Origin of the sequence: Devosia sp. 1566 (assembly GCF_004005995.1) — a bacterium.
Taxonomy (GTDB): Bacteria; Pseudomonadota; Alphaproteobacteria; order Rhizobiales; family Devosiaceae; genus Devosia.
This window is the reverse complement of record NZ_CP034767.1, coordinates 2758655-2784428: the sequence shown is the minus strand read 5'-3', so window position 1 is coordinate 2784428 and position 25774 is coordinate 2758655. Positions and strand designations below refer to the sequence as shown.

The 25774-nt window shown below is 62.7% G+C and carries 28 protein-coding genes; 11 read left to right on the top strand and 17 right to left on the bottom strand.

Annotation, left to right across the window (positions count from 1 at the left end; genetic code table 11):
• The first annotated feature begins 128 nt into the window (after positions 1 to 128).
• Positions 129 to 389, top strand: a complete 261-nt coding sequence (locus ELX51_RS13445; RefSeq protein ID WP_127754004.1) for a DUF2312 domain-containing protein — start codon at positions 129 to 131, stop codon at positions 387 to 389.
• 49 nt (positions 390 to 438) lie between these two features.
• Here ELX51_RS13445 and dxs read toward each other — a convergent pair whose 3' ends face one another.
• The 4 genes from dxs to ELX51_RS13425 form a co-directional block, all read right to left on the bottom strand.
• Complete coding sequence (gene dxs / locus ELX51_RS13440) at positions 439 to 2376, bottom strand: 1-deoxy-D-xylulose-5-phosphate synthase (protein WP_127754003.1); 1938 nt, start codon at positions 2374 to 2376, stop codon at positions 439 to 441.
• Positions 2377 to 2499: 123 nt separating this feature from the next.
• A complete protein-coding gene (locus ELX51_RS13435; RefSeq protein ID WP_248305117.1) occupies positions 2500 to 4185 on the bottom strand; it encodes a DUF882 domain-containing protein in 1686 nt (561 codons plus the stop codon).
• 264 nt (positions 4186 to 4449) lie between these two features.
• Positions 4450 to 6135, bottom strand: coding sequence for a L,D-transpeptidase family protein (locus tag ELX51_RS13430; RefSeq protein ID WP_127754001.1), 1686 nt, complete (start codon positions 6133 to 6135; stop codon positions 4450 to 4452).
• A 220-nt stretch (positions 6136 to 6355) separates the two neighbouring features.
• Entirely contained in the window at positions 6356 to 7840 is a 1485-nt protein-coding gene (locus ELX51_RS13425) for a sigma-54 dependent transcriptional regulator (protein ID WP_127754000.1), read from the bottom strand.
• A gap of 204 nt (positions 7841 to 8044) precedes the next feature.
• Here ELX51_RS13425 and ELX51_RS13420 point away from each other — a divergent pair, with 204 nt between their 5' ends.
• Complete coding sequence (locus ELX51_RS13420; protein WP_127753999.1) at positions 8045 to 9853, top strand: M3 family oligoendopeptidase; 1809 nt, start codon at positions 8045 to 8047, stop codon at positions 9851 to 9853.
• Positions 9854 to 9894: 41 nt separating this feature from the next.
• Positions 9895 to 10071: an aa3-type cytochrome c oxidase subunit IV gene (locus ELX51_RS13415; protein ID WP_127753998.1), complete on the top strand. Its 177-nt coding sequence runs from the start codon at positions 9895 to 9897 to the stop codon at positions 10069 to 10071.
• 13 nt (positions 10072 to 10084) lie between these two features.
• Here ELX51_RS13415 and ELX51_RS13410 read toward each other — a convergent pair whose 3' ends face one another.
• Positions 10085 to 10300 carry a SlyX family protein gene (locus ELX51_RS13410; RefSeq protein ID WP_127753997.1) on the bottom strand — a complete coding sequence of 72 codons (216 nt, stop codon included), beginning with the start codon at positions 10298 to 10300 and terminating at the stop codon, positions 10085 to 10087.
• Positions 10301 to 10443: 143 nt separating this feature from the next.
• Here ELX51_RS13410 and ELX51_RS13405 point away from each other — a divergent pair, with 143 nt between their 5' ends.
• From ELX51_RS13405 to ELX51_RS13395, 3 genes are all read left to right on the top strand, one after another.
• The gene (locus ELX51_RS13405; protein ID WP_127753996.1) at positions 10444 to 10986 is read left to right on the top strand and encodes a tryptophan-rich sensory protein; all 543 of its coding nucleotides are present in this window, start codon (positions 10444 to 10446) and stop codon (positions 10984 to 10986) included.
• Between the two features lie 82 nt (positions 10987 to 11068).
• Positions 11069 to 11707 (top strand): DsbA family oxidoreductase, encoded by a 639-nt coding sequence (locus ELX51_RS13400; RefSeq protein WP_127753995.1) that lies wholly within the window; start codon positions 11069 to 11071, stop codon positions 11705 to 11707.
• A complete protein-coding gene (locus ELX51_RS13395) occupies positions 11708 to 12529 on the top strand; it encodes an alpha/beta hydrolase (protein WP_127753994.1) in 822 nt (273 codons plus the stop codon). It abuts the gene before it with no gap.
• Positions 12530 to 12600: 71 nt separating this feature from the next.
• Here ELX51_RS13395 and rpsU read toward each other — a convergent pair whose 3' ends face one another.
• The 4 genes from rpsU to ELX51_RS13375 form a co-directional block, all read right to left on the bottom strand.
• Positions 12601 to 12876 (bottom strand): 30S ribosomal protein S21, encoded by a 276-nt coding sequence (rpsU, locus tag ELX51_RS13390; RefSeq protein WP_127753993.1) that lies wholly within the window; start codon positions 12874 to 12876, stop codon positions 12601 to 12603.
• Positions 12877 to 13032: 156 nt separating this feature from the next.
• Positions 13033 to 14127: a 5-(carboxyamino)imidazole ribonucleotide synthase gene (locus ELX51_RS13385; protein WP_127753992.1), complete on the bottom strand. Its 1095-nt coding sequence runs from the start codon at positions 14125 to 14127 to the stop codon at positions 13033 to 13035.
• 3 nt (positions 14128 to 14130) lie between these two features.
• Positions 14131 to 14625: a 5-(carboxyamino)imidazole ribonucleotide mutase gene (gene purE, locus ELX51_RS13380; RefSeq protein WP_127753991.1), complete on the bottom strand. Its 495-nt coding sequence runs from the start codon at positions 14623 to 14625 to the stop codon at positions 14131 to 14133.
• A gap of 75 nt (positions 14626 to 14700) precedes the next feature.
• A complete protein-coding gene (locus ELX51_RS13375) occupies positions 14701 to 14916 on the bottom strand; it encodes a DUF465 domain-containing protein (protein WP_127753990.1) in 216 nt (71 codons plus the stop codon).
• Between the two features lie 154 nt (positions 14917 to 15070).
• Here ELX51_RS13375 and ELX51_RS13370 point away from each other — a divergent pair, with 154 nt between their 5' ends.
• A complete protein-coding gene (locus tag ELX51_RS13370; protein WP_127753989.1) occupies positions 15071 to 15244 on the top strand; it encodes a YdcH family protein in 174 nt (57 codons plus the stop codon).
• A gap of 66 nt (positions 15245 to 15310) precedes the next feature.
• On the opposite strand, the gene ELX51_RS13365 is transcribed toward ELX51_RS13370, so the two are convergent.
• The 3 genes from ELX51_RS13365 to ELX51_RS13355 form a co-directional block, all read right to left on the bottom strand.
• The gene (locus ELX51_RS13365) at positions 15311 to 16072 is read right to left on the bottom strand and encodes a sulfite exporter TauE/SafE family protein (protein ID WP_127753988.1); all 762 of its coding nucleotides are present in this window, start codon (positions 16070 to 16072) and stop codon (positions 15311 to 15313) included.
• A 27-nt stretch (positions 16073 to 16099) separates the two neighbouring features.
• Positions 16100 to 16828: a cell cycle transcriptional regulator TrcR gene (locus ELX51_RS13360; protein ID WP_127753987.1), complete on the bottom strand. Its 729-nt coding sequence runs from the start codon at positions 16826 to 16828 to the stop codon at positions 16100 to 16102.
• Positions 16829 to 16942: 114 nt separating this feature from the next.
• Positions 16943 to 17965, bottom strand: coding sequence for an NAD(P)H-quinone oxidoreductase (locus ELX51_RS13355; protein ID WP_127753986.1), 1023 nt, complete (start codon positions 17963 to 17965; stop codon positions 16943 to 16945).
• Between the two features lie 79 nt (positions 17966 to 18044).
• Between ELX51_RS13355 and ELX51_RS13350 the strand changes: the two genes are divergently transcribed.
• The gene (locus ELX51_RS13350; RefSeq protein ID WP_127753985.1) at positions 18045 to 18227 is read left to right on the top strand and encodes a DUF1192 domain-containing protein; all 183 of its coding nucleotides are present in this window, start codon (positions 18045 to 18047) and stop codon (positions 18225 to 18227) included.
• 277 nt (positions 18228 to 18504) lie between these two features.
• Complete coding sequence (locus ELX51_RS13345; protein ID WP_127753984.1) at positions 18505 to 19023, top strand: DUF1465 family protein; 519 nt, start codon at positions 18505 to 18507, stop codon at positions 19021 to 19023.
• Between the two features lie 3 nt (positions 19024 to 19026).
• On the opposite strand, the gene ELX51_RS13340 is transcribed toward ELX51_RS13345, so the two are convergent.
• Positions 19027 to 19344: a YnfA family protein gene (locus ELX51_RS13340; protein WP_127753983.1), complete on the bottom strand. Its 318-nt coding sequence runs from the start codon at positions 19342 to 19344 to the stop codon at positions 19027 to 19029.
• A 78-nt stretch (positions 19345 to 19422) separates the two neighbouring features.
• A complete protein-coding gene (rpmE, locus tag ELX51_RS13335) occupies positions 19423 to 19644 on the bottom strand; it encodes a 50S ribosomal protein L31 (RefSeq protein WP_127753982.1) in 222 nt (73 codons plus the stop codon).
• A gap of 214 nt (positions 19645 to 19858) precedes the next feature.
• Here rpmE and ELX51_RS13330 point away from each other — a divergent pair, with 214 nt between their 5' ends.
• Both ELX51_RS13330 and ELX51_RS13325 read left to right on the top strand, forming a co-directional pair.
• Positions 19859 to 21661, top strand: a complete 1803-nt coding sequence (locus ELX51_RS13330) for an ABC transporter transmembrane domain-containing protein (RefSeq protein WP_127753981.1) — start codon at positions 19859 to 19861, stop codon at positions 21659 to 21661.
• Between the two features lie 127 nt (positions 21662 to 21788).
• On the top strand, positions 21789 to 22049 hold the full coding sequence (locus tag ELX51_RS13325; protein WP_127753980.1) for a PilZ domain-containing protein: 261 nt from the start codon (positions 21789 to 21791) through the stop codon (positions 22047 to 22049).
• A 156-nt stretch (positions 22050 to 22205) separates the two neighbouring features.
• Here the strand turns inward: ELX51_RS13325 and ELX51_RS13320 are convergent, their stop codons facing one another.
• The 3 genes from ELX51_RS13320 to ELX51_RS13310 form a co-directional block, all read right to left on the bottom strand.
• Positions 22206 to 23231: a peptidoglycan -binding protein gene (locus tag ELX51_RS13320; protein WP_127753979.1), complete on the bottom strand. Its 1026-nt coding sequence runs from the start codon at positions 23229 to 23231 to the stop codon at positions 22206 to 22208.
• A 3-nt stretch (positions 23232 to 23234) separates the two neighbouring features.
• On the bottom strand, positions 23235 to 24227 hold the full coding sequence (locus ELX51_RS13315; RefSeq protein ID WP_127753978.1) for a flagellar motor protein MotA: 993 nt from the start codon (positions 24225 to 24227) through the stop codon (positions 23235 to 23237).
• A gap of 160 nt (positions 24228 to 24387) precedes the next feature.
• Positions 24388 to 25692 carry a cation:proton antiporter gene (locus ELX51_RS13310; protein ID WP_127753977.1) on the bottom strand — a complete coding sequence of 435 codons (1305 nt, stop codon included), beginning with the start codon at positions 25690 to 25692 and terminating at the stop codon, positions 24388 to 24390.
• Positions 25693 to 25774 lie beyond the last annotated feature (82 nt).

Below are 25774 nucleotides of genomic sequence, written 5' to 3'. Positions count from 1 at the left end.
TGCAAAGCAATGCTCGGCCCCGCAGCGGCGTGCGGCCCAGGGACGCAGGTGTGGATTGGCGGCGAAAGCGCTTGAACCCGAACCTGTGCTGCTGTTTGAAGCAGGGTTAAAGCGAGAAGGATGTTTTTATGGCCGAAGATAGTGTTGCCCAGGACCAGCTCCGGGCGTTCGTCGAGCGCATCGAACGCATGGAAGAAGAGAAGGCAGCCATCGCCGCCGACATCAAGGAAATCTACGCCGAGGCCAAGGGCAACGGCTTTGACGTCAAGATACTGCGGCAGATCGTTCGTATCCGCAAACAGGATGCCAATGAGCGCATGGAGCAGGAAGCCCTGCTGGAGCTTTACATGAGCGCGCTGGGCATGGTGGCGGCACCGCCGGAAGACTGAGGCCAGAACCGGCCCGCCGCCGAGCTTGTCGGCGGCAGGGCCCGATCCATTACCGAATTGCCATCGACCCGATAGCCGCCGCCATGGCGGCTTCGTCGTATCCAAGAGCCCGAAGTGCTGCAGTGACGATGCCGGTGCGGTCAAGGCCGGCATCGGCATACATATCAGCCTGAGTGGCGTGTTCCACGAAACGATCGGGGATCATCAGCGGGCGGAAACGCAGCTTGCCATCGAGCAGGCCATTGCTGGCGAGGAAGGTGGCGACATGGCTGCCAAAGCCGCCGATCGAGCCTTCTTCCAGCGTCAGCATCACATCATGGCTTTGAGCGAGCTGCGTGACGAGTTCCTCGTCTAGCGGCTTCATGAACCGCGCATCGGCAACGGTCGGGTTGAGCCCCAGGGCCGCGAGCCGGTCGGCAGCGGCCAGAGCTTCAGCCAGGCGCGTGCCCCAAGAGAGAATGGCGATGGTGCTGCCGGGGCGAACAATACGACCCTTGCCAATGGGCAGGATGATGCCGCGCTCGGGCATATCGACGCCCACCCCATCGCCGCGCGGATAGCGGAAAGCAATCGGGCCGGAGTCATAAGCCACCGCCGTCGCGACCATGTGCTTGAGTTCGGCTTCGTCGGCGGCGGCCATCTGCACGATTCCAGGAATGGCGCCGAGATAGGCGGCGTCGTAGTTGCCGGCATGGGTGGGACCATCGGCGCCGACATAGCCGGCACGATCGATAGCGAAGCGCACCGGCAGGCCCTGGATGGCGACGTCATGGACCACCTGGTCATAGGCGCGCTGCAGGAAGGTCGAATAGATCGCGCAGAACGGGCGCATGCCTTCGGTGGCGAGGCCCGCCGCGAAGGTGACCGCGTGCTGCTCGGCAATGCCCACATCAAAGATGCGGCTGGGATAAATCTCGGCGAACTTGTCGAGCCCAGTGCCCGAAGGCATGGCGGCGGTGACCGCCACGATGCTGGGGTCTTCGGCTGCCTCCTGGATCAGGGATTGGGCAAAGACATTGGTGTAAGAGGGCGCATTGGATGGCGCCTTGGCCTGGGCGCCGGTGATCACGTTGAACTTGGAGACGCCGTGATATTTATCGGCCGCGTCCTCGGCGGGGGCATAGCCTTTGCCCTTTTTGGTGACGACGTGAATGAGGATCGGGCCTTCATCGGCATCGCGCACATTTTCGAGGACGGGTAGGAGGTGATCGAGATTATGCCCGTCGATCGGGCCCACATAGTAAAAGCCGAGTTCCTCAAAGAGCGTGCCGCCAGTCAGCATGCCGCGCGCAAATTCCTCGGTGCGGCGCGCGGGCTCGTGCAGGAATGAGGGGAGCTTTTTGGCGATGGTCTTGGCCGCTTCGCGTGCGCCGCGATAAAGCGGGCCGGACACGAGGCGGGCGAGATAGGCGCTCATGGCCCCGGTGGGCGGGGCGATCGACATGTCGTTGTCGTTGAGGATGACGATCAGGCGGGCATCCATGGCGCCCGCATTGTTCATGGCTTCATAAGCCATGCCCGCGGACATCGAGCCATCACCGATCACGGCCACGACATTGCGCTTGGTGCCCTGAAGATCGCTGGCGACAGCCATGCCGAGGCCGGCAGAAATCGAGGTGGAGGAATGCCCGGCCCCAAAGGGATCATAGGGGCTTTCGGCGCGGCGGGTGAACCCGGACAGGCCACTGCGCTGGCGCAGGGTGCGGATGCGATCGCGGCGACCGGTCAGAACCTTATGAGGATAAGCCTGGTGGCCGACATCCCAGATCAGTCGATCATGGGGCGTGTCGAACACGGCATGGAGGGCGACTGTGAGTTCGATGACACCAAGGGCGGAGCCCAGATGACCACCAGTCACCGAAACGGCGTCGATGACTTCGGCGCGCAACTCATCGGCAAGCTGACGCAAATCCTCGCGGGGTAGGGCGCGGAGTTCGGCGGGGGTTTGAACGGTATCGAGCAGGGGCGTCGATGGCTTATCGGCCAATGCTGGCTTCCTTTGCCGAACTAAAAGATAGCTCAAGGTTTTACGGGGCGCCGAGAGGCTTTGCAACAAGCCGGCGTGCCTCAGCCAGCCTCTCCCTGGTTGTGGAGAGGCTGGCGGGTGAGGCTAATTGGACGCGGTAAAGCGCGTATGGGTCACGGCCAGCGGCGCATTGCTGGGGGATAGCGCCACCGCAGGGGCCAGAGCCGTGGCCGTATCGACATCGCGGGACTGGGCTTCAATCAAGGCGAAGTGATCGGAAGACAGCGGCGCGGGCGCGACCAGAAGGGCTGCGGCATGCTCCAGATCGGGGGCGGTCAATGCGGCAGGCGTTGGCGCGGCAGAAGCCTCGTCCTTGGCGATCATGGCGGCGAGCGCCTTGGCGACAGGTTCGCTTTGCCCCTGAACCGAGTTGAAGGTTGAGGCAAAAAGCGATGCCGTGGAGTCTCGGGCGGGCTCGCCACCCAGCGAGGCGGTCTTCACACCGGCAGCGCCCAGAGGGGGCAGGTTGGGAACCGGGGCCACGGGGGCGGCGGCAACCTGGGCTGCGGTTTCCTGCTCGATGAGTTGCTGGAGCATGTCCTGTGCCTGGCCGTTCTGGCCGAGGGGCGGCAGGTAAGCCGTCATCATGTCAGGCTCAGACGAGCGGCCGGCCTGGAGCGGCGGATGCGGGAAAGGCTGGCTCAGCGCTGCCAGGGCGACCACAGCGGTTTCGCCATTGCCGGCCGGTAGAGTGGAGGCGGTCGCCATCATGAGGGTAGGCGATTTGGTGGCCGGCACTGGTGCGTTCGAGGCGGTGACAAGTTCTGCCTCTGCCAACGGGGCGCTGCCAACCGTGGAGAAGGGCACCGGCACATCCTGTTCGGCGACGGCGACCGTGCTCGAGGCAGGCGCGGACATGCTCGCCGGCCGCATCATTGGAATGGGGGGAGCAACGGCAACGCGGGCAGCCGCTTGCGGGGACTGAGCGGCCGCAGCTACTGATGCAACCTGCACCGGAGCGGGGGCGGGCCTGGGCGCGGGCTGGTTGTTGCCTTTGTTGCCGCCAAAGAACATGTCGACCAAAGAATTGCCGGCGCTGGCCACCTGAGTGCCCGAGCCGCCATTGCCGCAGGGCACGGCGCGGCAACGTTGCCATTCGGCCTGGGCGAGGCGATAGCCTTCCTGCGACAGTGGCTTGCCATCGGCAGGCAAGTGCATGGTCCGCCCATCGGGGAACACGTCCTTGAGCTGCGCACGGGTCATGCGTGGCCAGGCGCGGACCGAACCAGTATCAAGGTGAACAAAGGGGCTGCCCGAGCTGGGATAATAGCCAACGCCGCCGACCTGCTTGCGCATCGCGACGGCGCGCAGCTTGGACAGCGAAATGCCTGGGATAAAGAAGTCCATGGCATGGCCCTTGGTGTGCTGGGAGTTTTCGGCAACACCGGAGGAGGTCTGGCGCAACATCTTGTTGGTCGCGGGCGAGCGATAAGCGGAAACGATGTTGATGGGCTGGGTAGCCCCCACTTCCTGGTAGACTTCCCAAACCAGGTCAAACAGCCGTGGGTCCATCTTGGCTGGTTCGTTACGACGCCAATCGCGCAGGAAGCGGTTGAGCTCGTTGAGCCCGGACTGCACATACTGCCCGTTGCGCTTGAAAACGATGCGGGCCGTTTCCTTGGTGTGGGTGTAGTAGAGATAAAGGCTGCGCTCGGAGGCGGCATTGGCCGGAACCACGGCGGCCTGGCCGATCAGGAGCGAAAAACTCAGCAGCGCTGCTGCCAGGAGTCGAGTGCCACGAAGGGCCAGGTTATCCGATTTTACCGCCACACTAAACACTGCCCGGTTGAAGCTATCTGCATTTCGGATCGTACCGGCCAAGTGACTAGAGTTTGATTAACGCTAACAAAACTCGAACACGATGGCGGCCACTCACGCCAATGTTTAAGGACAAAATCCGGGCCGAACCAAGGCGAAAATGTTGACGAGCGGTTAAGGGGCGCTCGGCTCCACGGGGAACAGGGTAGAAACCAGCCGAAAAAAAAGGCGCCGGCAGAAACTGCCAGCGCCTGATCAGAGATGGTGTTGTGCGGCTCAGGGGCCGACATCGGCAATGGTTTCGGCCATCACCGGTTGAGGGAGCGCTGCGGGCGACAAGCCGAGCGCCTGGATCAGCTTGGTGTCGTGGCCGTAGATGTCGCCATAGGATTGCAGGTTGCCATCGGCTTGGGGCCGTAGGGTAAAATAGCTGAGATGGACAGGGATCTGTTGCTCGGGGTTCACCCAGCGCTCGCTGGAGCCAAACATGGCTTCGAGCGAGGCCCGGCTGATCTTGGTTTCGTTGGCCATCAGCGCGTCGGCAAACTCCATCGGGTTCTGCACCCGCACGCAACCATGGCTGAGAGCGCGCTGCGAGCGGCTGAACAGAGCCTTTGACGGGGTATCGTGCAGATACACATCGTGCTTGTTGGGGAACAAGAACTTGATCTGGCCCAGGGCATTGCTGGGGCCGGGGCGCTGACGCACCTTGAAGGGGAACGTGTTGCCGACCGCGGACCAGTTCACCTGCCAGGGGCTAACGACGTCGCCGTTATAGATCAGGTCCATGTTCTGGGCGTCGATATAGCCCGGGTTCCGCCAGGTCTTGGGCGCAATCTCGCCTTTGACGATGGAACTGGGGACATTCCAATAGGGATTGACCACGATGTGGCGGATGTTGTCGGAAAATACCGGCGTCTGGTTCTTGACCGTGCCGACGACGACGCGGGTCGTATAGGTTTCCGCCCCGTTCCGGTTGATGGACAGGCGGAACTCGGGAATGTTGACCAGGACATGGAAATTGCCGAGCTCGCGCGGCATCCAGCGCCAGCGCTCCATATTGGCGATGATCTGCTCGCGGGTGGCGGCGTTGCCGCCGTTGAGGGCGGCGACCGTGGCAGGGCCAGCGACGCCATCAGGTTCAAGACCCAGGCCCTGCTGGAAATCCTTGACCGCCTGCACCACACCTTGGTCGTAAACCAGGGACGCATCGGCCACGAGGCCGAGCCGCTGGCGGATCAGGGGCAGGCGCTCATCGGTCATGCCAGCCTTGAGCACGACCCCGGTCGGAATGGGGGCGGGACGATCAGTGGCATTGTCGCTGAACTTGGCCAGTGCCGCTTTAAGCGCCAGGAATTCGGGATGGGTTGGCTCGAGCTTGGCCAGCACCTTGGCCGGATCCTTGCTGGCCGCCAGTTCCACAAGGAGTGCGCCGGCATCAAGGGTCTTGGGCTCGATATCGAGGTTGGCATCGACGGAGCGAGGAGCGACGCGTCCGGTATAGATGTGGGTCGCATAGCGCAGGGTCGCGGCAGAAAACGCGGTTTCGAGCGCCGCCATGGCGGCAGGATCCCCGCCCGTTGCTGGAAGCTGCAGGTCAGGAGTGAGGTAATCGGCGGGATTGAGCCCTTCGGACTCGGCCCGGGCAAACAGATCGAGTATCTGCTGGGCAGCAGGTGAGAACACGACCTGCCCATTGGCCTGTTCGCTCAGCCAGATTGGCTCGAAATAGCGCTCGCCATAAAGAAAGTAGAGCTTCTGCGCTTCGGCATAGGCCGCGGTACCGCGGCCATTGGCTGTATAGGCGGCGGACAGGCTGGCCTTGATGGTTCGCGCCAACGCGCTTTGCGCGGGAGCGATGACAATCCGGGTTGGGGTGATACTCGCTACATCCTGCGCCAGGATGGGAAGAGGGGCGTTGGCGGCAGCAACGGCGAGAAAACAAACCAGGATCTTGTGCATTTGTGCTCCGTGTACGAGGCGTTACGCAGCCCAACCGTGCCTCAACCCAAGGTCCGGCGGGCCGCCCCATACATCGAAAGCATAAGCATCAAATGTTAACAGGAACAATCACTCGCAATGTTGTGAGCGAGCGATGTGGCTATGGTGCAACGGTCTGCAAGGCCTTGTGGAAAGGCCCGCAATTTGCCCGGCGATCCGCCATTCTGCCGAATCTATGCGGTTAAGCGGCGTCGTTAATCAACTGCTCCGCGAGGCCATATTCATGCAATTTGCGATAAAGGGTCGAGCGGCCAATCTTGAGTGCGCGGGCAACACGAGACATGCGCCCGCCATGGTGCTCGATGGCAAAAACGATCAAGGCGCGTTCGATCTCGGCCAGAGCCGCCACATTGCCCGACTCATCGAGGAAGCGGTCTTCGACAGGGCTGGTTTCGAGCATTTCGCGCTGGCGCGGCGGAGCGTTATCGATGTGAACCGGCGCGGCAGGCACCGGCATGGCCGCGAGTGAAAGAATGGCGGCGTCGCGCCCTTGAGCATGGGCCATGATCTGGGGGAAATCGGCGGGCTCGAGGAAGGCTTCCTCGCAAAGCACGGTCGCGCGATAAACGACGTTTTCCAGCTGGCGAATATTGCCGGGCCAAGGATAGCTGGCCAGCAGTTCCAAAGCTTCAGGGGAAATGCCGAGGATGCGTTTGCCAGCTTCAGCGGCAAAGCGCGCAAGGAAATGGTTGACCAGAGCCGGGATGTCCTCGAGCCGCTGCCGGAGCGGGGGCACGTAGATGGGTAGCACGTTGAGCCGATAATAAAGGTCCTCTCGGAACTCGCCCGATTTAGCCAGATTGAGCAGGCGGCGATTGGTCGCCGAGATCACCCGCACATTGACGCGCTCGGGGCGGGTGGCGCCCAGCGGCACGATTTCGCCATCGGCGAGAACGCGCAGCAGCCGCTCCTGGGTGGCGGGAGGCAGTTCGCCCACTTCATCGATGAAGATGGTGCCGGTATGGGCTTCGGCGAACTTGCCTGGGGTATCGGCCAGGGCACCGGCGAAGGCGCCTTTCTTGAAGCCGAAAAGCACGGCGTCGAGTTGGGAAGGGGAAATGCTGCCGCAGTTGACGCTGATGAATGGCTTGCCGGCCCGATCCCCGCTGCCCCCGATGATGCGGGCGATCAATTCCTTGCCGACGCCGGTTTCGCCTTCGATCAGCACGGGTATGGGATTGCGGGCGGCCTTGCCGCAAAGCGTCAGGACGCGGGTCATGGCGGGAGCGCGGCCGATCAGGTCGGCAGCCGAGAAGGTCCCGGCGCGGCGGCTTTGTTCGGCACGGATCGCCGCTTCCAGCGCACCCAGCTTCATGGCGTTGCGCAAGGAGATCACCAGCCGCTCGGGGGCGACCGGCTTGACGAAATAGTCCACGGCCCCGTGGCGCATGGCGCTGACCACGGTTTCCAGCGACGGGTTGGCGGTTTGGACGATCACCGGCGTGGAAAGAGCTTCCCGGCGCATGGTTTCCATCACGGCCATGCCGTCGAGGTCAGGCATTACCAGGTCAAGAATCATCGCACCCAGATTGGGGTCTTCGCGCAAGATCTGCAGGGCTTGTTCGCCGCTGGTTGCGGTGAGTGGCTTGAAGCCGGCCTGATTGGCGACTTCGGCCGTCAGCCGCAATTGCACCGGGTCATCGTCGACCACCAGAACACGCGTCATGCAAAATCCACTTCTCTTGCCAGGCGCTCGAATCGCGCTGTGCGGTTTTGTGGAAGTATGCGGCCGGCAAATTAAGACAGCATTAATCATAATGGCGGGGCGCCATATTGCGGCTGGCACGATAGGCGGCGAGGGCCCCCTTTTCATCCCATGACGTGCTGGCTATGGTCCGCCCCTCACCAAGAACCGCGCTGGAGAACCCCGATGACCGAACAAGCCGCGAGCCAGAAGGGGCACAATCAATTGGGCACCTTGCCGGTCTGGGATCTCAACGATCTTTACCCGGGACGCGAGAGCTCTGAGTTTGCCGCCGCCTTGCAGCAGGCCAAGGATGATGCCGCGCGCTTTGAGAGCGACTACAAGGGCAAGCTCGCGGAGCTAACCCGGGCGGGCAAGCTCACCGATGTGATCAAGCGCAGCGAAGCGCTGGCGGATCTGAGCGGGCGCATCGGCTCGTTCGCCTTTTTGCAATATGCGCAGCGATCCACCGATCCGGACCGGGCCAAGTTCATGGGCGACACCAACCAGGCGCTGACGGATCTCTCCACGCGCATTCTGTTTTTTGAGCTCGAGTTGAACCGGATCGAGGATGCCGATCTTGACGCGGCGTTCGAGCGCGATCCGGAACTGGCGCGTTACCGCACCTGGTTCGCCGAGTTGCGCAAGGCCAAGCCCTATCAGTTGGACGAAAAGCTCGAGGAGCTGTTCCACGACAAGTCGGTCACGGCCTTTTCAGCCTGGAACCGCTTGTTCGACGAGACCATGGCCAGCCTCGAATTCGAGGTCGATGGGGAAGTGCTCAAGCTCGAGGAAACGCTGCATCTGCTGTCCGAGCCCGAGGAGAAGCGGCGCGAAAGCGCGTTCCATGCCTTGGCCAAGACCTTGCGCGAGAATGGACGCTTGTTCACCCACATCACCAATGTGCTGGCCAAGGACAAAGAGATCTCGGACCGCTGGCGCGGCTTTGAGGACATTGCCGACAGCCGGCACATGGCCAATTCGGTGGAGCGCGAAGTGGTGGATGCGCTGCAATCCGCCGTGCAGGAGGCCTATCCACGGCTGTCGCACCGCTACTACAAGATGAAGGCCAAGTGGTTCGGCAAGGACCAGCTCAATGCCTGGGACCGCAATGCGCCCTTGCCGACGAGCGACGAGCGGACCTTTGATTGGGAAACCGCCAAATCGACCGTGCTGGAGGCCTATGGCCGGTTTTCGCCTGACCTGGCGGAAGTCGCAGCGCCGTTTTTCGATAGTGGATGGATCGACGCTCCAGTGGGCAATGGCAAGCTGTCGGGCGCCTTTGCCCATCCCACGGTGCCGAGTGCGCATCCTTATCTGATGCTCAACTATATGGGTCGCTCGCGCGACGTGATGACGCTGGCCCATGAGTTGGGTCACGGTGTCCATCAAAGGCTGGCGGCGGCGCAGGGGCCGATCCTGAGCAATACGCCGCTGACCCTGGCCGAGACGGCGAGTGTCTTCGGTGAGATGCTGACGTTCCGGTACCTGCTGGAAAAGACCACCGATCCCAAGCAGCGCTTTGCCCTCTTAGCCTCCAAGGTGGAGGACATGCTCAATACGGTGGTGCGGCAGATTGCCTTTTACACGTTCGAGCGGCGGGTGCACACGGCACGTCGGCAGGGCGAGTTGCGCACTGAGGAAATCAACGCCATATGGTTGGAAGTTCAGGCGGAATCGCTTGGCGAGGGGATCATTCCCAACGAGGGCTATGACATCTTCTGGACCTATGTCCCGCACTTCATCCACTCGCCCTTTTATGTCTATGCTTATGCCTTCGGTGACTGCCTTGTGAACTCGCTTTACGCGCAGTATGAGAAGGCCGACGAGGGCTTTGCGGAGCGGTATTTCGAGCTGTTGAAGGCTGGTGGATCCAAGCACCATACGGAACTGCTGGCGCCATTCGGGCTTGATGCCAAGGATCCGCAGTTCTGGTCGCTGGGACTTGGCATGATCGAGCGACTGATCGACGAGCTGGAAAGCACGAGCCCCTGAACGCCTCCGGGCAGATGAACACGACGAATTTCGAGGACCAAATGGCCGCAGAAGACCACCCAGCCCATTCCCACCTGCATCCACCGCTTCAGCATGAATCGGCGATGGACTATTCCCAGCATGAGTCGACCTATGCGCGCTTTGTGACGCTGGTGAAGTGGACGACGATCTCGATCGCGGCAGTGATCGTTCTGCTCTACATCTTCGTGAGGCCGTAAGCGGCAACCTGCTCTAGTAGTGCGGAGGAGGGGGTTCGGTGCGGGGATCAGCGATAAAGCCACCCGACCGGACTTGCTCCTCCAGCACGGTGAGCCGACGGGTGAGCCCGTCAATCACGCGCCACTGCTCGGTAATGGTGGCATTCAAGTCTTCGATGGTCTGATCCTGGAAAGCGACGCGCGTTTCCAGTGCCTCCAGACGCGCTGACGAATCGAGTTCAGTCGTCACGATATTCTCCCAGAAGTGTACCAGCAGGGCATGGTTTGGGCGGGCGTTAACGGTCCCTTCACGAGGGCGTGTTTCCCAAAAAGGAACTCCTAAGGCCCCGCGGCCATTGGTTTGCAAGAATTTAGCAACCAGTGAGAGCCAAAATGGCCACCTTCACGGCAGTTACCCACAACTTTCCTTCGCTGCTCGATGCCGATCGGCATGACGGGATTGGCGCGGGACTGAGCGCTGCCCTCCCGCTGCTGGGTCTGGTTGCTGCCTATGGTGCTGCCGAAGCGCTTGGTGTCCAGCCGGTACTGCATGCGCCATTGGGACTACCGGAGTGGACGGGTGCTTTGGCGCTCGCCATCAGCCTGCCGCTTTGGGGCGCTGCCCGGTGGCTGGTGGCCGGGCGTGGCTATGAAGGGCGCTCAGCGGCGCGCTGGATTGTTGCGTTGATGGTCGGCGCGATCCTTGCACCATTCCTGCTGACCGTGGCCGATCCCTTCATGAGCACGGTTGTTTCCATGGTGCTGATGCTGATCGGTCTGGCCGCCGCCGGGCGTGCCGCAAGCGTATCGGGGCGCGCCACGCTGCTGGTGCTGCCCGGCCTTGCGTGGCTGGGCTTTGGCGCCGTGCTTGGCTTTGGCGTTGTCGCCGGCGGCTGGTCGCCGCCATTTGCGGTCACCCAGGGTGGCGACGCGTAATTGATGGCAGTGGGATTGTCCCCCGCTCCATTTCGCGCGACATGATGGCAAACAACGGGCCGCGTTGGCTCAAGGATTTGCCATGTCCCCTATCCTCAAAATTGATGTGTTCACCGATGTCGTTTGCCCCTGGTGCCTTGTCGGCTCCGCTCGGCTCGATCAGGCCGTGGCGGCACTGCCCGACGACATCGACGTCATCATTGAAAATCACCCCTTTTACCTCGATGCCAATACGCCCGCCGAGGGCGTGGATGTTGGCGAAATGCTGCGCCAGCGTTATGGCCGTGACCCCGCCGAGATGTGGGAGCGAGTGGAAAGCGAAGCGCTCAAGGCAGGGATCGAGCTTGATCTCTCCCGCCAGCCGCGGATGTATCCGACGGCAAAGGCCCACACTATCACCCGGCTGAGCAAGCCGCTCGGCATTCAGCACGAAGTGGCCAATGCCATAGCCGAGGCCTATTTTCTCGAGCACCGGCAGATCTTCGATGACAATGTGCTGGCCGACATTGCGGCCTCGTTCGGGTTTGACCGGGGCGATGCGCTTGATGCCATGAATGATGAGCACGAGCTGGCAATCACCCAGCAGTTGGCTGAGCAGGCGGCAGCCCAGGGCATTACCGGGGTGCCCTTCTTTGTGTTCGGCGAGAAATATGCCCTGTCCGGTGCGCAGCCCCCTGAGGTGTTCGCCCAGGCCTTGGACAAGACCATTTCGGAGTTCTAGATGCGGATTGTTGGGAGATTGGTTGCCGGGCTGGCGGTGCTGGTGGTGCTCGGCTATGCCGCGGTTGTTGGGTATATGTATTTCAACCAGCGCAGCCTGCAGTACTTCCTTGAGGGGGAGGTGACGCCACTTGAGGCGGCGGGGATCGCTGGGGCCGAAGTGGTGGCGATTCCCTCAGGCGATGGTGTGGTCAATGGCTGGTACAAGGCGCCTGAGCCGGGCAAGCCGCTGATCGTTTATTACAAGGGCAATAGCGGCAGCTTTTCGGCCGAGAATGAGCGCTTCGCACAATGGGCGTCGGAAGGCTTTGGGTTCCTAGCATTTGATTATCGCGGCTTCCCCGCTTCCCCTGGTTCGGTGAGCCAGGATGGCATTCTAACCGACGCCTTGGCCGCGTTCGACTGGGCCGCGGGCAAAGGCTATCCCGTTGTAATCTGGGGGAGATCTCTGGGGTCAGGGCCGTCGACCTATGTCGCGAGCGAGCGGGATGCGGCGGCGTTGCTGCTGGAAACGCCGTTCCTGTCGGCGGTGACGGTGGCCGGGGAGCGCTATCCAATGCTGCCGGTGTACTGGGTGATGCAGGACCAGTTCCCCGTCAATGAGTGGATCGTGGATGTGGCCGAGCCGGTGCTGGTGGCGCATGGGACTGCGGACACGACGATCGATGTCAGTAACGGCGAGAGGTTATACGAGCTTGTTCCCAACAAGGATGAGCTGTGGATCGAGCCCGGCGGGACCCATGTCGATCTGTGGGAGCGAGGTATCTGGCCCGAGCATGCGCGGCCGTTCTTTGAGCGGGTGGTGCCGGCAGCCGGAGGCTAAAGGGCCAAAAGCATAACGCCGCCCCGAAAGGAGCGGCGTTATGAACGCATAATGAATGAATTCTGAACGGCTTAGGTGCGGGGCAGCGTGCTTGCGCTCGGGCGAGCGGGCTGACCGGGACGTGCCGTTGGAGTTGGAGCGGGCAGACCGCCTTCACGCTGGGCGCGCTTACGAGCCAGCTTGCGAGCGCGGCGCACCGCCTCAGCCTTCTGACGCGCCTTCTTCTCGGAGGGCTTCTCGTAGTAGTTGCGCAGCTTCATCTCGCGGAAGACGCCTTCGCGCTGCAGCTTCTTCTTGAGCGCGCGCAGCGCCTGATCAACGTTGTTATCGCGAACGACTACTTGCAAAGGTCAACCGCCCCTTAAAGCCTGGTGAAATATGATTGGATGGAAGCGCCGCGACCAAATAAAGCCACGTCGCCGACCAGCAGGGCCGGTCACCGTGGGGGCTCTATAGCCCAACCCCGCGGACTTGTCCACCTTTGCAAGCGAAAAAGCCCAAGTTTAGGGCCGGTCCGGCTGCAACAGGCGATTGATATGGCCCATCTTGCGACCGGGCCGCGTTTCCAGTTTGCCATAAAGGTGAGGCTGGGTGAAGCCTTGGAGCGAAGTGGGAACCCGGCCGACCTCGTCACCCACCAGATTCTCCATGACGACATCGGCGAGTCGGGCGGGATCGCCGAGCGGCCAGCCGAGAATCGCCCGGATGTGCTGCTCGAACTGATCGGTGGGGCAGACCGCCTCGGTCCAGTGACCGGAATTATGTACGCGCGGCGCGATTTCGTTCACCAGCAGGGTAGGGCGCGACTCGCCTGGGACAACAAAGAACTCGACGCCCAGCACGCCGACATAATCGAGGGCGACGACAATCGCTTTGGCGATCATGCCGGCATGCTTGGCGAGCGCGGGGGGAATCGCCGCCGGTACGGTGCTGGTCGCGAGGATGTGGTTGCGGTGCACATTCTCGGCCGGATCGTAGCTGCGCACCTCGCCGGAAAGGCTGCGGGCGACGACGACAGAGATCTCCTGGCTGAAGGGGATGAAGGCTTCGAGCACGAGCGGCTTGGGGGCGAGCGCAGCATAATCCTCGGCAGCTTCGGTGCGATCACGCAGCACCCGCTGCCCCTTGCCGTCGTAGCCGAGGCGGGTGGTCTTGAGCACGGCGGGTAAACCGAGCTCGGCGATGGCGGTTTGCAGTTGATCGATTGATTCCACCGCGCGGTAAGGGGCTACCGGGATGTTCTTGGAGGCAAGGAAGGCTTTTTCGGCCAGGCGGTCCTGCGACACGGCCAATGCCTGAGCGCCCGGGCGCAGAGGCCTCCGCTCGGCGAGAAAGGCGGCAGTAGCGGCGGGGACGTTCTCGAACTCGTAGGTGATCACATCGACGGCATCGGCGAAGGCCGCGAGCGCCACTTCATCGTCATAGGCGGCGACGGTCTTGTGGGGGGTTACCTCGAAGGCGGGACTATCGGGGTCGGGGCAGTAGATGTGGGTGCGCATGCCCAGGCGACTGGCGGCAAGCGACAGCATCCGGCCGAGCTGACCACCGCCAAGGATGCCAATGGTGGTCCCGGGCGGCAGGGGCGTGGTGTCGGGCATGATCTACTCGGTGTCGGTGGGGAAAAGCGGAACGGAAGCGGTCTGGTTGGCGCGATAGGCATCGAGCCGTTCAGCAAGCTCGTCGTCATGCAACGCCAATACGGCAGCGGCGAGGAGGGCGGCGTTGATGGCGCCGGGCTCACCGATGGCGAGGGTGCCGACCGGGATGCCGCCGGGCATCTGCACAATGGACAGGAGGCTATCCTGGCCCGAAAGCGCCTTGGAGCGCACCGGCACGCCAAACACCGGCAGCGGGGTCATGGCGGCGATCATGCCGGGCAGGTGGGCGGCGCCGCCGGCGCCGGCAATGATGATCTGGAAGCCATCCGCGCGGGCTGTGGTGGCGAACTCGACCAGGCGTTCGGGCGTGCGGTGCGCGGAAACGATGCGCGCCTCATATTCCACATCGAGCGCTTCAAGCGTTTCGGCGGCAAGGCGCATGGTGGGCCAATCGGACTGGCTGCCCATGACAATCGCAACGGCTGGTTTGGTGAGCATGGCCTCGGTCCCCCCGCGGGCTGCACAAAGGCCGCTCCTAGCCCAATTGTTGCCACAACTCAAGCGGGGGAGGGGTCAGGCGATGATGTCGGGCAGGAGAATGTTTTCGAGTTGGACGATGCGATCCTTGAGCGCGAGCTTGCGCTTCTTGAGCCGTTGAATCAGCATTCGGTCGGCAAAGGCCGAGCCGGTCAGGGTGTGGATGGCAGCGTCAAGATCGGCGTGTTCCTGGCGTTTCGTGGCCAGTTCAAGCCCGAGGCCGGCTTCCTGTTCCTTGGTCAGCGGCAGCATCGAACGGCGGTTCCCCCAAGGCACGCAACATTGTTCCCCATTACCCGATCCGGCGCCGTTTTGCACATGGATTTGATCGGCGGACCTATTGTCATCGACAAGTCACATTTTATCTGGAACCTTAGCGTCGTCCAGTCAGGCGTAAGGAGTTGTCATGACGACTGAAGGCCACATCGCGGCGTTGGAGCGCCGTCATCAGGAGTTGGATCGTCAGATCCAGGCGGAGCTGCAGAACAAGCCGCTCGATGATCTCACGGTGAGCGCGTTGAAGCGAAAGAAGCTCGAAATCAAGGACGAACTCTACAAATTCAATAGCGGCATGCAGTAAGCACTGCGCTCCAACACAGTTGGACCGGGAAGGCCATGGCGGGAGCTGTGGCCTTTTTTGTTGCGGTCAGAGACCGAGGAACACCGCCCGCACGCCATCCCAGATCAGCTTGAGCGCCAGGAAGAACACGAGCCCATAGGCGATCTGGTAGAAGAGGGTAACGGAGATGCGCCGCACCAGCCAGATGCCGATCAGCACGCCGGCAACGCCCACCGGGATCAGCGCGGCGGACAGGGTGAGATTCTGGACGGAGAGCTGGCCCAGGAAGAAATAGGGGATCAGCTTGGCCGAGTTCACGGCGCCAAAGAAGATGGCATTGGTGCCCGAATAAATTGGCGGCGGCAGGCGCTGGGGCAGAACATAGATCTGGAAAGGTGGGCCGCCCGTGTGGGACACAAAGCTGGTAAATCCGGCAAAGCCGCCCCAGAACCTGCCCCACGGCGTGGAGGGTGGTAGCCCCTCGAGCTTTTTGCGCAGTGGCAAAACAGCGTCGAGCACAAAAAGCAGGGTGATGATGCCGACAAAGAGCAGCACCATGGCGTCGGAAACCACAGACCAAAGCGCCCAGCCGATCAGCGTGCCGACCGCGGCGCCGGGCAGCATGATCTTGAGAATGTGCCAGCTGAACTGCTGGCGATAGGCGTAGATGGCGATGGCGTCCATGGCCAGCAGCACTGGCAGCATCATGCCGGCGGCATCGCGGGCCGGCATGATGAGGGTGAGGAGGGGGACGCCGACAACGCCCAGGCCGCCCAGCAGACCGGCCTTGGACAGGCCAACGATCAGAACCGCCAGGCCGGCCACTGAAACAAAGTAGAGGTCGACCATGGAGCGGAGCTGTTCGGGGCTAGAGGATTAGTTGTCGCTGTTGCTCTTGAGGGACTTGAGCTTGGAGAACACAGAGTCGGCATCGAACTCGTTGTGCTGGTCAGAAGAGCGACGCGTGCTTTCCTCGTCATTGTAGCCTTCGGCATCGGAATGACCGCGCGCACCGGAACGCGCGAGCGCTTCCTCGGCCGTCATCAGCATGGTGCCTTCCTCGGCAACTTCGGAGCCCACAACGCCCTTGGATGCGCGGCCAACTTCGAGATCGAGATCGATCTGGCTGCACAGGCCCAGCGTCACCGGATCCATCGGGGTCAGGTTGGCCGAATTCCAGTGGGTGGATTCGCGCACCGAATCGATGGTCGACTTGGTGGTGCCGACCAGACGCATGATCTGGGCGTCCTTGAGCTCGGGATGATTGCGCACCAGCCACTTGATGGCATTGGGCCGCTCGTTGCGACGCGAAATGGGGGTATAGCGCGGGCCCTTGCGCTTGGCAGCGGCAACACGGACCTTGGGATCGGAGAGCTTGAGGCGGTAATTGGGATCAGCCTCGGCCTTTTCGATCTCCTCGCGGGTCAGCTGGCCATTCTGAATGGGGTTCACGCCCATGATGCCGCCGGCGACGTCGCCATCGGCGATGCCCTGCACTTCGAGCGGATGAAGCGTGCAGAAAGCTGCGATCTGCTCGAAGGACAACGCCGTGTTGTCGACGAGCCAGACAGCTGTTGCCTTGGGCATCAACAAGGGTTGGGTCATCGTCAAATCACTCCTGGTGGCGCGGCCGGTATTCCTCCGGGCCGCTCCGCCTCTTTGCTTCATGCTGAGGGGGAATGGTGCCAATATATGGCGTTAACGCCCGATCCGCAATGGTTATAACTGCGCTTCCCCAGCGCCAAAGGCCGTGAGCAGCACGATTTTACCGGCATGGGCGCGCTGTTCCATGGCCTGATGCGCCTCGGCCGCCTCCTCAAGCCGAAAGGTGGTCAGCGCCGGACGGACGAAGCCGGGACGCTCAAGCGCGGGCAGCAGATCGGCGCGGATCCGGGCGGCAATGGCCGCCTTGGTGGCCGCGCTTTGCGGGCGCAGGGTGGAGCCAGAGATGGTCAGTTGCTTGGCCATGAGCGTGCCCAAGGAAATCTTGGCGCTGCTGCCAGCAAGGGTTGCGATCTGGACGATGTGGCCTCCACGAGCGCTGGCGGCAATGCTGACGGCCGCCATGGCGCCGCCCAGGAGATCAACCACCCGATCAACCCCGCGCCCCTCAGTGAGCGCCAGCGCGCGTTCAGCGATATCGTCGCGCATGCGGTCAATGGTGGCTACGGCCCCCAATTTTTCGGCATAGGCCGCCTTTTCCGGCGAGGACACGACACCGATGGGGCGAGCGCCAAGAATGGCGGAGATGGCGACGGCGGCGCCGCCAATGCCACCGGCAGCGCCATGCACCAGAACGCTCATGCCCGCTTCGAGCCCCGAACGCATGACGAGGGTCTGGGTGACGGTGAACCAGGTTTCGGGCAGGGCTGCCGCCTCGGGCAGGCTCCAACCATTTGGAACGGGCAAGACCTGGCCGGCGGGGACCGCGACATATTGGGCGTAACCGCCGCCATTGGTCAGGGCCATGACGCGGTCACCGACCTGCCAGCCCGACACGTCGGCGCCAAGGGCCGCGATTTCCCCGGCCACTTCGAGGCCGAGCAGGGGCGACGCGCCGGGGGGTGGATCATAAACTCCACGGCGCTGGGCGAGGTCGGGCCCGTTGACGCCGGCCGCAGCAACCCGGATCAGCACGTCGCCGTTGCCACAGGCAGGCAGTGGCATTTGGATGGGCGCAAGCATTTCGGGGCCGCCCGGCTCGGTGATAGCGATGGCGGTCATGGTAGCTGGAATGGTCATGGGGCCATGCTGGCCCATGTGGCCTTGCCCGGCAAGGGGGAGCGGTTAAGCTGCCCCGGCGACAGGAAAGGACGGCAAGATGGAAGACGAGGTAAGCGGCAAGCCCAAGAGCCACGAGATCGGCAGCGTGCTGGACGCTCTTTCAGTGACGGAGCTCGAGGGGCGCATCGTTTTGCTGGAGGCTGAAATCGAGCGGCTAAGGGCGGCCATCGCCGCACGCGGGGCAACCCGCAAGGCAGCGGAGGCGGCCTTCAAGCTCTAAGAACCTGCAAAGGAGCAGGGTTAAAAAATCTTGCGCCATTAACGGGCAATTAATCCGGACGGGTTAGGGTGTTGTTATCCAGATGGTTTTTGGATCAGAGATTTCTTCCTCTGTTTGACCCCTCCCTGTAAACTTCGAGAGCCGCCCTTCGCGGCTCTTTTTCTTTTTGGCGGCCACCATTTGGCCCATTAAGGCTGCTTTCATGCTCGCGCAGCGGCAAGCGTGACGGGCAGGGTGTTTCGTCCTATCATGACGCAGTGCGAGAGCGAGGAACGAGATGGCTGAGGCTGGCGAATCCGGGCAGGCAATATCGATTGGTCCGCGCATTGTGGCTTCGGGCGGTTTCGACCTGCTGTATCGCGAGGGCATGGCGCTGATCGAAGAGGTCGCGGGCTATCTCGACGGGCATGGGCGGGCGGAAAGCCAGTTGCTGGGGCGCGAGGCCTCGTTTTTATACGCCACCGAATCCATGCGGCTGACGACCCGGCTGATGCAGCTGGCATCGTGGCTCTTGCTGCAGCGCGCCGTAAATGAAGGCGAGATCAGCAAGGAAAATGCCCGCTCCGAAAAGGAGAAGGTCAAGTTTTCGGCGACACCGTCGCAGCGCGGGGGGCCGGGCTATGAGCTGCTGCCCGAAGCCCTGCGGCTTTATATCGACAAGGGCGACCGGCTGTTTGACCGGGTGATGCAGTTTGACCAGATGGAGCGCGGGCGGATGCCGCAGCTCGATGGCAGCGTGGCCAATGACATTGCCGACCAGTTGTCGCGCCTCAAGGCAGCGTTCGGGCGGCCCTGACGCTCAGGCACGCGGCGCCCAGAGGATCACGGCCGCGCCCAGCAGGCAGATTGCAGCGCCCAGCAGGTCCCAGCGATCGGGGCGGATTTGTTCTACCGAAGCCATGAAGACCAGCGAGGCGGCGATATAGACCCCGCCATAGATGGCAAAGGCGCGGCCAGCGCTGTCGGTGCCGGCAAGGGCCAGCAGCCAGGCAAAGCTGGCGAGTGCCAGGATGGCGGGGAGCCAGAGCCAGGCTTGCCCATGGCGCCAGGCCTGCCACACCAGATAGCAGCCGCCGATCTCAAACAAAGAGGCCAGGGCAAAGAGCGAAAGGCGCATGGTGGTGTTCCGCTGCCGGGCGCAGAAACGAAAAGCCCGGCGCAAAGGCCGGGCGAATCACTTGATAAGGGGAGTGGCTTAGATGCCGAAACCCTTGAAGCGCTCCTTGAAGCGCGAAACACGGCCGCCGCGGTCGAGCAGCTGGCCCGTGCCGCCGGTCCAGGCCGGGTGGGTGTTGGGATCGATGTCGAGCTGCAGCGTGTCGCCTTCCTTGCCGTAGGTCGAACGGGTCTGGTAGGTGGTGCCGTCGGTCATCACCACGTTGATGGTGTGGTAGTCGGGGTGGATTTCGGACTTCATCGCGGTGCCTCAAATCAAACGGGCGCCGTGGCGCCCGGAGAGCATTGAACTGGTGTTGGCGGCTTCATAGCCAAAGCCGGGGCAATCCGCAAGGGCAGGGGCGGGGCTTTTTGTCCAAGCACAAAGCCGTTGCGAGCGCGTGGCCCAGTGCATATGTAAGGCCCGCCGCGCCACCGTCGGAGGCGCCGCCAAAAGAAGTGGCTGAAGCCGAGCGATGACAGATCAAGCCGTTCCGGCAAAAGCGCCAACCCAGGCCACGCCTTCCGTGCTCAAGCCAAAGCAACTGAACCCCTTGCGGCAATTGCTGCCTTTTGTGCTGCGCTATCCAACCCGGCTGGCGCTGACCGTGCTGTTCCTGTTGATTTCGGCGATCTCCTCGCTGGCGATTCCGGCGGCGCTGGGCGGGGCGATCGATGAGGGCTTTCTGGAGCAGAACCTTGCCAATGTGGGGCGCTATAGCTGGCTGATCATCGCGATTGCCGCCGTTATGGCGATCGCGAGCGGGGCGCGGTTTTACTTCATATCCGTGTTGGGCGAGCGGGTGCTGGCCGATCTGCGGCAGGCTTCGTTCCGGCATTTGCTCAGCCTTGATGCCCGCTATTTCGATACCCACCGGGTTGGTGAGCTGACCAGCCGCCTCAATGGCGATGTGGCGACGATCCGCGGCGCGATCGGCTCAAGCTTTTCGCTGGCCCTGCGTTCAATCGTGACCATTGTGGGCGCGGTGGCGATGATGCTGCTGACCAGCCCTATGCTGACGCTGGGGGTGGTGGTGGCGGCGCCAGCAATCCTGCTCCCGGTGATCGCTTATTCACGGCGCTTGCGGCGCATGTCGCGCTCGACCCAGGACCGGTTGGCCGATCTTTCGGCCATGGCGACCGAGATGCTGGGCGCGACGAGAACGGTCAAATCCTTCACCCAGGAAGGGGTGCAGGCGCGGGCCTATGATGCGCGCAGCGAGGAAAGCTTTGCCGCTGAAGTCGCCCGCCTGACGGCGCGCTCGGTGCTGGTGGGCATGGTGATCTTTCTGGGCACCTCGGCCATCGTGTTCCTGGTCTGGTGGGGTGCCCGCTCGGTGTTCGAGGGTACGGTCACGGCCGGGCAGTTGGCGCAGTTCCTGGTTTATGCGCTGATGGCGTCGGGGGCTTTGACCAATGTTTCGGAAGTGCTGGGCACGCTGCAAACGGTTGCCGGTGCAACCGAGCGGTTAACTGAAATTCTCTCCACCAAATCGGAGGTCCGCGAGAAGGCCAATCCGGCCAAACTGCCGCAGCCGCCGCTCGGGACGGTGGAGTTCCGCAATGTGGCGTTTTCCTATGACCCCGAAGGTGGCGAGCCCGTGCTGCATGACCTTAGCTTCAAGGTCGACGCGGGCGAAACGGTGGCCCTGGTTGGCTCGTCCGGTTCGGGCAAGTCGACCATCCTGTCGCTGTTGCAGCGGTTTTATGATGTGACGGGCGGCGCCATCCTCGTGGACGGCATCGATGTGCGCGACGTCGCCGTTTATGATCTGCGCCAGCATTTTGCCTATGTGGAGCAGGAGCCCACCATCTTTGCCGGCACCGTGGCGGACAATATCCGCTTCGGTAAACCAGAAGCCAGCATGGCGGAAGTCGAGGCCGCTGCCCGGGCAGCGCTAGTGCACGATTTCGTGCTCGATCTGCCGCTTGGCTATAATGCGGTGGTGGGCGAACGGGGTGTGATGCTTTCGGGCGGGCAGAAGCAGCGGCTCGCCATTGCCCGGGCGATCCTCAAGAATGCGCCCATCCTGCTGCTCGACGAGGCCACGAGCGCGCTCGACGCACAAAGCGAGCAATTGGTGCAGCAGGCGCTGGAATACCTGATGCGCGGGCGCACCACCCTCGTGATTGCCCACCGACTGGCGACCATTCGGGATGCCGACACGATCCTCGTGCTCGATAGCGGACGCATCATCGATCAGGGCACTCATGACGAGCTGGTCCTCAAGGGCGGCCGTTATGCCGAGCTGGCCAAGCTGCAGTTCCGCGTGGACTGAGGTGCGACGGGCCGTCTGCCTCGGACCAGCTTTATGCGCCTTTTGATTGCATTTGACCCATCCGTTGCACCCGGTGTTTGCTGGTTCCTATCTAGTATGGCGGTTCCACGTCGAGAAGATTGATCCTATGGCGTCACAGAATGATCGCCGTGCCGTGCCGCGCACGGAAACCAGGCTGGCTGTCACCATTGTTCACGGTGGCGGGGTGGCCCGCGAGGACGGCGACGTCCACAATATCTCGACCATGGGCGCCAAGATTGCCGTCCAGGCGGCCCAAGCCTTACCTGAAATTTTCTACCTGCTGATGCCGGGGCACCGTCTTGAAGTGTGCAAGGTGGTGTGGCGCAACGACAACGAAATGGGCGTGGCGTTCCAAGCTTATGGGTGAGGGGCGTTGGGCGCGTGTTCGGCCCGACAGGCTGCGCCTGCGCTGGGTGCGACAGGCTGCGCGTGCGCTGGGTGCGACAGGCTGCGCGTGCGCTGGGCTTGCTGAGCGCGACACCCAGCGGGTGCGCCGGGGCGACAAACCTGCGGTTTGCGCCGGTTAGCCTTCGGTGAGCTTGAACTCGATGCGGCGGTTGCGACGATAGGCTTCTTCTGTGTCGCCGGGATCGAGCGGGGTGAATTCGCCAAAGCCGGCGGCAACAAGCCGATTGGGCGAGACGCCGCGGGTGACGAGATACTTGGCCACAGAAATGGCGCGCGACGCCGAGAGCTCCCAGTTGGAGGGGAATTGCAGGTTCGAGATCGGGCGCCGGTCGGTGTGCCCATCGATGCGCAGCACCCAGTTGATGTCGGGCGGGATTTCCGTTTCGAGCTGCAGGATGGCATCGGCAAGGGCGTCCAGGTCGGGCGTGCCTTCGGCTTGGACATTGGCCTGACCGGGATCAAACAGCACTTCAGACTGGAACACGAAGCGGTCGCCGACCACGCGCACATCGGCGCGACCTTCAAGAATTTCACGCAGGCGGCCAAAGAAATCGGATCGGTAGCGCGCCAGGTCCTGAACGCGTTGCGCCAGCGCAACGTTAAGGCGCCGGCCAAGATCGGCGATCTGGGTGCGCGATTCGGTGTCGCGAGTTTCCGACGCCTCGAGCGCGGTTTCGAGCGCGCCGATCTGGGTGCGCAAGGCCGCGAGTTGCTGGTTCAGCAAGGCAACCTGGGCGTTGGCTTCGTCGGATAGCTCCTGCGCCTCGCTCAATTCGGTCTGCAGTCCGGCTATGGTCTGGTCGCGCCCGGCAATCCCGCTACCGATGCCGGCCAGCTGGCCGGAAAGCTGCTGGTTTTCGGCCTCGGCACCCGAAAGAGTGGCGGTGAGATTGGCGATCTGGGCGTCAAGATCCTCGGAGTTGGCGCGTTCCAACTGCAGCAGATCGGTGAGCTCGGCAATCTGGCTGTTGAGGCGGGCGAGCGCGGTGTCGCGGCCCTGCAGTTCGGTGCCCAGGAAGAACTGAGTCAGCATGAACAGCGACAGCATGAAAATGATGACGAGCAACAGGCTCGACAGGGCGTCCACAAAGCCGGGCCAGTAATTGGCTTCCTGCCGGCGGCGCGAGCGGGCTCCCGGCATTGGCTAGTTCCGCCGTTCGGTGTCGCCCTGCGACAGGACGGCTTCGATCAGTTCGCGCAGCTTCTTGTTGGTTTCACCCTGCTCGTTGATGTGGCGGCGCAGGTCATCCTGTTCGGTGCGGATGTGCTTGACGAGGCTATCGATGCCGCGGGCGAGTTCGGCCATGGCGCGAATGGCGTTCTGCGAGGAGTTTTGGCTTTGCATGGAGGTGCCGAGCCGATCGATCATGGCCTGGACCTCCGCGCCGCCAACCCCCGCATTGGCCTGCATGGCCGTGACGGGATGATCAAGCTCGGTCATCGAGGTCATCCAGTCCTCGAGATCGGTATAAAAGGCATTCTGCGCCTGGCTGGTCTGCAGATCCAGGAATCCCAGGACGAGCGAGCCGGCAAGGCCAAAGAGGGACGAGGAAAACGCCGTACCCATGCCCGATAGTGGGGCCGACAGGCCTTCCTTGAGATTGCCGAACAGGGACGCGCTGTCGCCTGAGGTGACATCAAGCGCATTGATGACGCCCGCCACCGAGGTCACGGTTTCCAGCAGACCATAAAAGGTGCCCATCAGGCCCAGAAAGACGAGGAGGCCCGTAAGGTAGCGCGAGGTATCCTTGGCTTCATCGAGCCGGTTGCCCACTGAATCCAGGATGGAGCGCATGGAGGAGGGCGTGATGATCGCCTCGCCGATGCGCTCGCGCAGAATGCCGGCAACAGGGGCCAGCAGGATGGGCGGCCGCACCGTCGTGACCGTGCCGTCCTGCAGCGAGTTGACCCATTTCACTTCGGGGAACAGCCGGATTACCTGCCGGAAGGACAAGAAGATGCCGACTGCCAGGGCGAAAAAGATCATCGAGTTGATGAACGGGTTGGCCCAGAAGAATGCGACGATGGTGGAATAAAGAATGGCGCCGACCAGCGCCACGATCACCAGGAAGATGAGGATCTTGACCAGGTAAACGGTGGGACTGGAAAGATGGTAGGGATCGTATCCTTGCGTCATCTCGGTTTCCGTCGCCTCACCCGTGCACGCCACAAATCATCTGCTGTGGACAGTAAAGAGCGCCAAGGGGTGTGACAACCCTGCGAGTGCTGCAATGGGGGCGGTGTAGCAGGTTTGCCGGGCTTTTCTGCGCGCGGAGGACCCGGCTGGGCGGCTTGGTTCAGGCCGTGGTGTCGGCGGGGCCCTGCAGGCCCGGCGGCGGGGTGGCTGTTTCGGCGTCCGGATCGCGGCCGTGGAAGCGGTCGAGCGTGCGCATGACGGGCGTGACGGTCAGGCCATGCAAGATGATCGAGAGCAAGACCACGAGGGAGACAATGGCCCAGAGCTGCTCGCCGCCGGCAAACTGGCCGTGATTGAGCCCATAGGCCATGTAATAGATCGAGCCGACGCCACGAATGCCGAAGAAGGCGATGGTGAGCTTTTCGCCACGCGTGGCCTTGTAGCCGATGAGCCCGATAAGACCGGTGAGCGGTCGCACGACAAACAGGATGACGACAGCGGCACCGATCTCGATCCAGCCGATGCGCGAGAGCAGGCCGCCCATGATGGCGCCGCCAAAGCAAAGCAGCAGCACCATCATGGAAATGCGCTCGATCTGCTCGGTGATGTCGTGCATGTCGCGCTGGAAATCGTGATTGCGGTGGGCGTTACGCAGGGTCAGGGCGGTGACGAAGACGGCAAAAAAGCCGTAGCAATGGATGAGCTCGGACACGCCATAGGACACAAAGGTCGCGGCAATGGCAATGAGGCCATCGCCCGTCTTGGCCAGCGGTTCGCCAGGGACCTTGAAGGTCAGCCAGCCAAAGATGTGGCCAACGAGCCAGCCGCAGCCAAGGCCCGCCACGATCTCCCAGAGCACATTGTAGGTCAGCCAGTTGACGAGCCAGGGCTCGCCGGTGGCGGTGGCGATGCTAAGCGCAATGGCCAGATGCACGAAGGGGAAGGCAAAGCCATCGTTGAGCCCGGCCTCGGAGGTGAGCGCGAAGCGCACGGTGTCCTCGCCGCCCTCGTGGGGCGGGCCAACCTGCACATCGGCGGCCAGCACCGGGTCGGTGGGCGCAAGCGCGGCCGCGAGCAGCAGGGCCGGGATCCAGTGTAGGCCCAGCAGGCCGGTGCCGACTCCAACAATGGCGAGGATGCCGAGAGGCATGGTGATCAGCAGCAGGCGCCAGGTGATGGCCCAGTCGCGGAAGCGAAAGACGCGGTCGATCTTGAGGCCGGCCCCCATCAGCGCGATGATCACGACGAACTCGGTAAGCCGCTCGGTGATATAGGGGTGGGCGATTGGCGAGGTGTCGATGGGCAGCCGCAGCAAGCCGACAAGGGCGGCGCCAATCGCCAGGCACACGACCGGCAGCGACAAGGGCATGCGGCGGAGCGCTAGCGGCAACCAGGCCACAAGGGCGATCAGGAGCCCGGCGCCAGTCATGGCGACGATGTAAAGGTCGGGGGCCCAGTCATTCATGGTGGATCGCTCCCGTCCTGGCGTAGCGTCAACGCATGATAGTGCCCTTGAGTCGCAAGGCTGGAGGGGCTTTGAGCAAATA

Bases quoted from the DNA above. Each gene is read 5' to 3' on its own strand.
- ELX51_RS13350 (WP_127753985.1), top strand. From the start codon at position 18,045: ATGGAAGACGAGGTAAGCGGCAAGCCCAAGAGCCACGAGATCGGCAGC.
- ELX51_RS13405 (WP_127753996.1), top strand. From the start codon at position 10,444: ATGGCCACCTTCACGGCAGTTACCCACAACTTTCCTTCGCTGCTCGAT.
- rpmE (WP_127753982.1), bottom strand. From the start codon at position 19,644: ATGAAGTCCGAAATCCACCCCGACTACCACACCATCAACGTGGTGATG.
- ELX51_RS13375 (WP_127753990.1), bottom strand. From the start codon at position 14,916: ATGCTGCCGCTGACCAAGGAACAGGAAGCCGGCCTCGGGCTTGAACTG.
- ELX51_RS13445 (WP_127754004.1), top strand. From the start codon at position 129: ATGGCCGAAGATAGTGTTGCCCAGGACCAGCTCCGGGCGTTCGTCGAG.
- ELX51_RS13430 (WP_127754001.1), bottom strand. From the start codon at position 6,135: ATGCACAAGATCCTGGTTTGTTTTCTCGCCGTTGCTGCCGCCAACGCC.
- ELX51_RS13360 (WP_127753987.1), bottom strand. From the start codon at position 16,828: ATGACCCAACCCTTGTTGATGCCCAAGGCAACAGCTGTCTGGCTCGTC.
- ELX51_RS13365 (WP_127753988.1), bottom strand. From the start codon at position 16,072: ATGGTCGACCTCTACTTTGTTTCAGTGGCCGGCCTGGCGGTTCTGATC.
- ELX51_RS13415 (WP_127753998.1), top strand. From the start codon at position 9,895: ATGGCCGCAGAAGACCACCCAGCCCATTCCCACCTGCATCCACCGCTT.
- ELX51_RS13370 (WP_127753989.1), top strand. From the start codon at position 15,071: ATGACGACTGAAGGCCACATCGCGGCGTTGGAGCGCCGTCATCAGGAG.
- ELX51_RS13320 (WP_127753979.1), bottom strand. From the start codon at position 23,231: ATGCCGGGAGCCCGCTCGCGCCGCCGGCAGGAAGCCAATTACTGGCCC.
- ELX51_RS13400 (WP_127753995.1), top strand. From the start codon at position 11,069: ATGTCCCCTATCCTCAAAATTGATGTGTTCACCGATGTCGTTTGCCCC.
- ELX51_RS13355 (WP_127753986.1), bottom strand. From the start codon at position 17,965: ATGACCATTCCAGCTACCATGACCGCCATCGCTATCACCGAGCCGGGC.
- ELX51_RS13315 (WP_127753978.1), bottom strand. From the start codon at position 24,227: ATGACGCAAGGATACGATCCCTACCATCTTTCCAGTCCCACCGTTTAC.
- ELX51_RS13325 (WP_127753980.1), top strand. From the start codon at position 21,789: ATGGCGTCACAGAATGATCGCCGTGCCGTGCCGCGCACGGAAACCAGG.
- purE (WP_127753991.1), bottom strand. From the start codon at position 14,625: ATGCTCACCAAACCAGCCGTTGCGATTGTCATGGGCAGCCAGTCCGAT.
- ELX51_RS13425 (WP_127754000.1), bottom strand. From the start codon at position 7,840: ATGACGCGTGTTCTGGTGGTCGACGATGACCCGGTGCAATTGCGGCTG.
- ELX51_RS13345 (WP_127753984.1), top strand. From the start codon at position 18,505: ATGGCTGAGGCTGGCGAATCCGGGCAGGCAATATCGATTGGTCCGCGC.
- ELX51_RS13340 (WP_127753983.1), bottom strand. From the start codon at position 19,344: ATGCGCCTTTCGCTCTTTGCCCTGGCCTCTTTGTTTGAGATCGGCGGC.
- ELX51_RS13395 (WP_127753994.1), top strand. From the start codon at position 11,708: ATGCGGATTGTTGGGAGATTGGTTGCCGGGCTGGCGGTGCTGGTGGTG.
- ELX51_RS13310 (WP_127753977.1), bottom strand. From the start codon at position 25,692: ATGAATGACTGGGCCCCCGACCTTTACATCGTCGCCATGACTGGCGCC.
- ELX51_RS13330 (WP_127753981.1), top strand. From the start codon at position 19,859: ATGACAGATCAAGCCGTTCCGGCAAAAGCGCCAACCCAGGCCACGCCT.
- ELX51_RS13420 (WP_127753999.1), top strand. From the start codon at position 8,045: ATGACCGAACAAGCCGCGAGCCAGAAGGGGCACAATCAATTGGGCACC.
- ELX51_RS13385 (WP_127753992.1), bottom strand. From the start codon at position 14,127: ATGCCCGACACCACGCCCCTGCCGCCCGGGACCACCATTGGCATCCTT.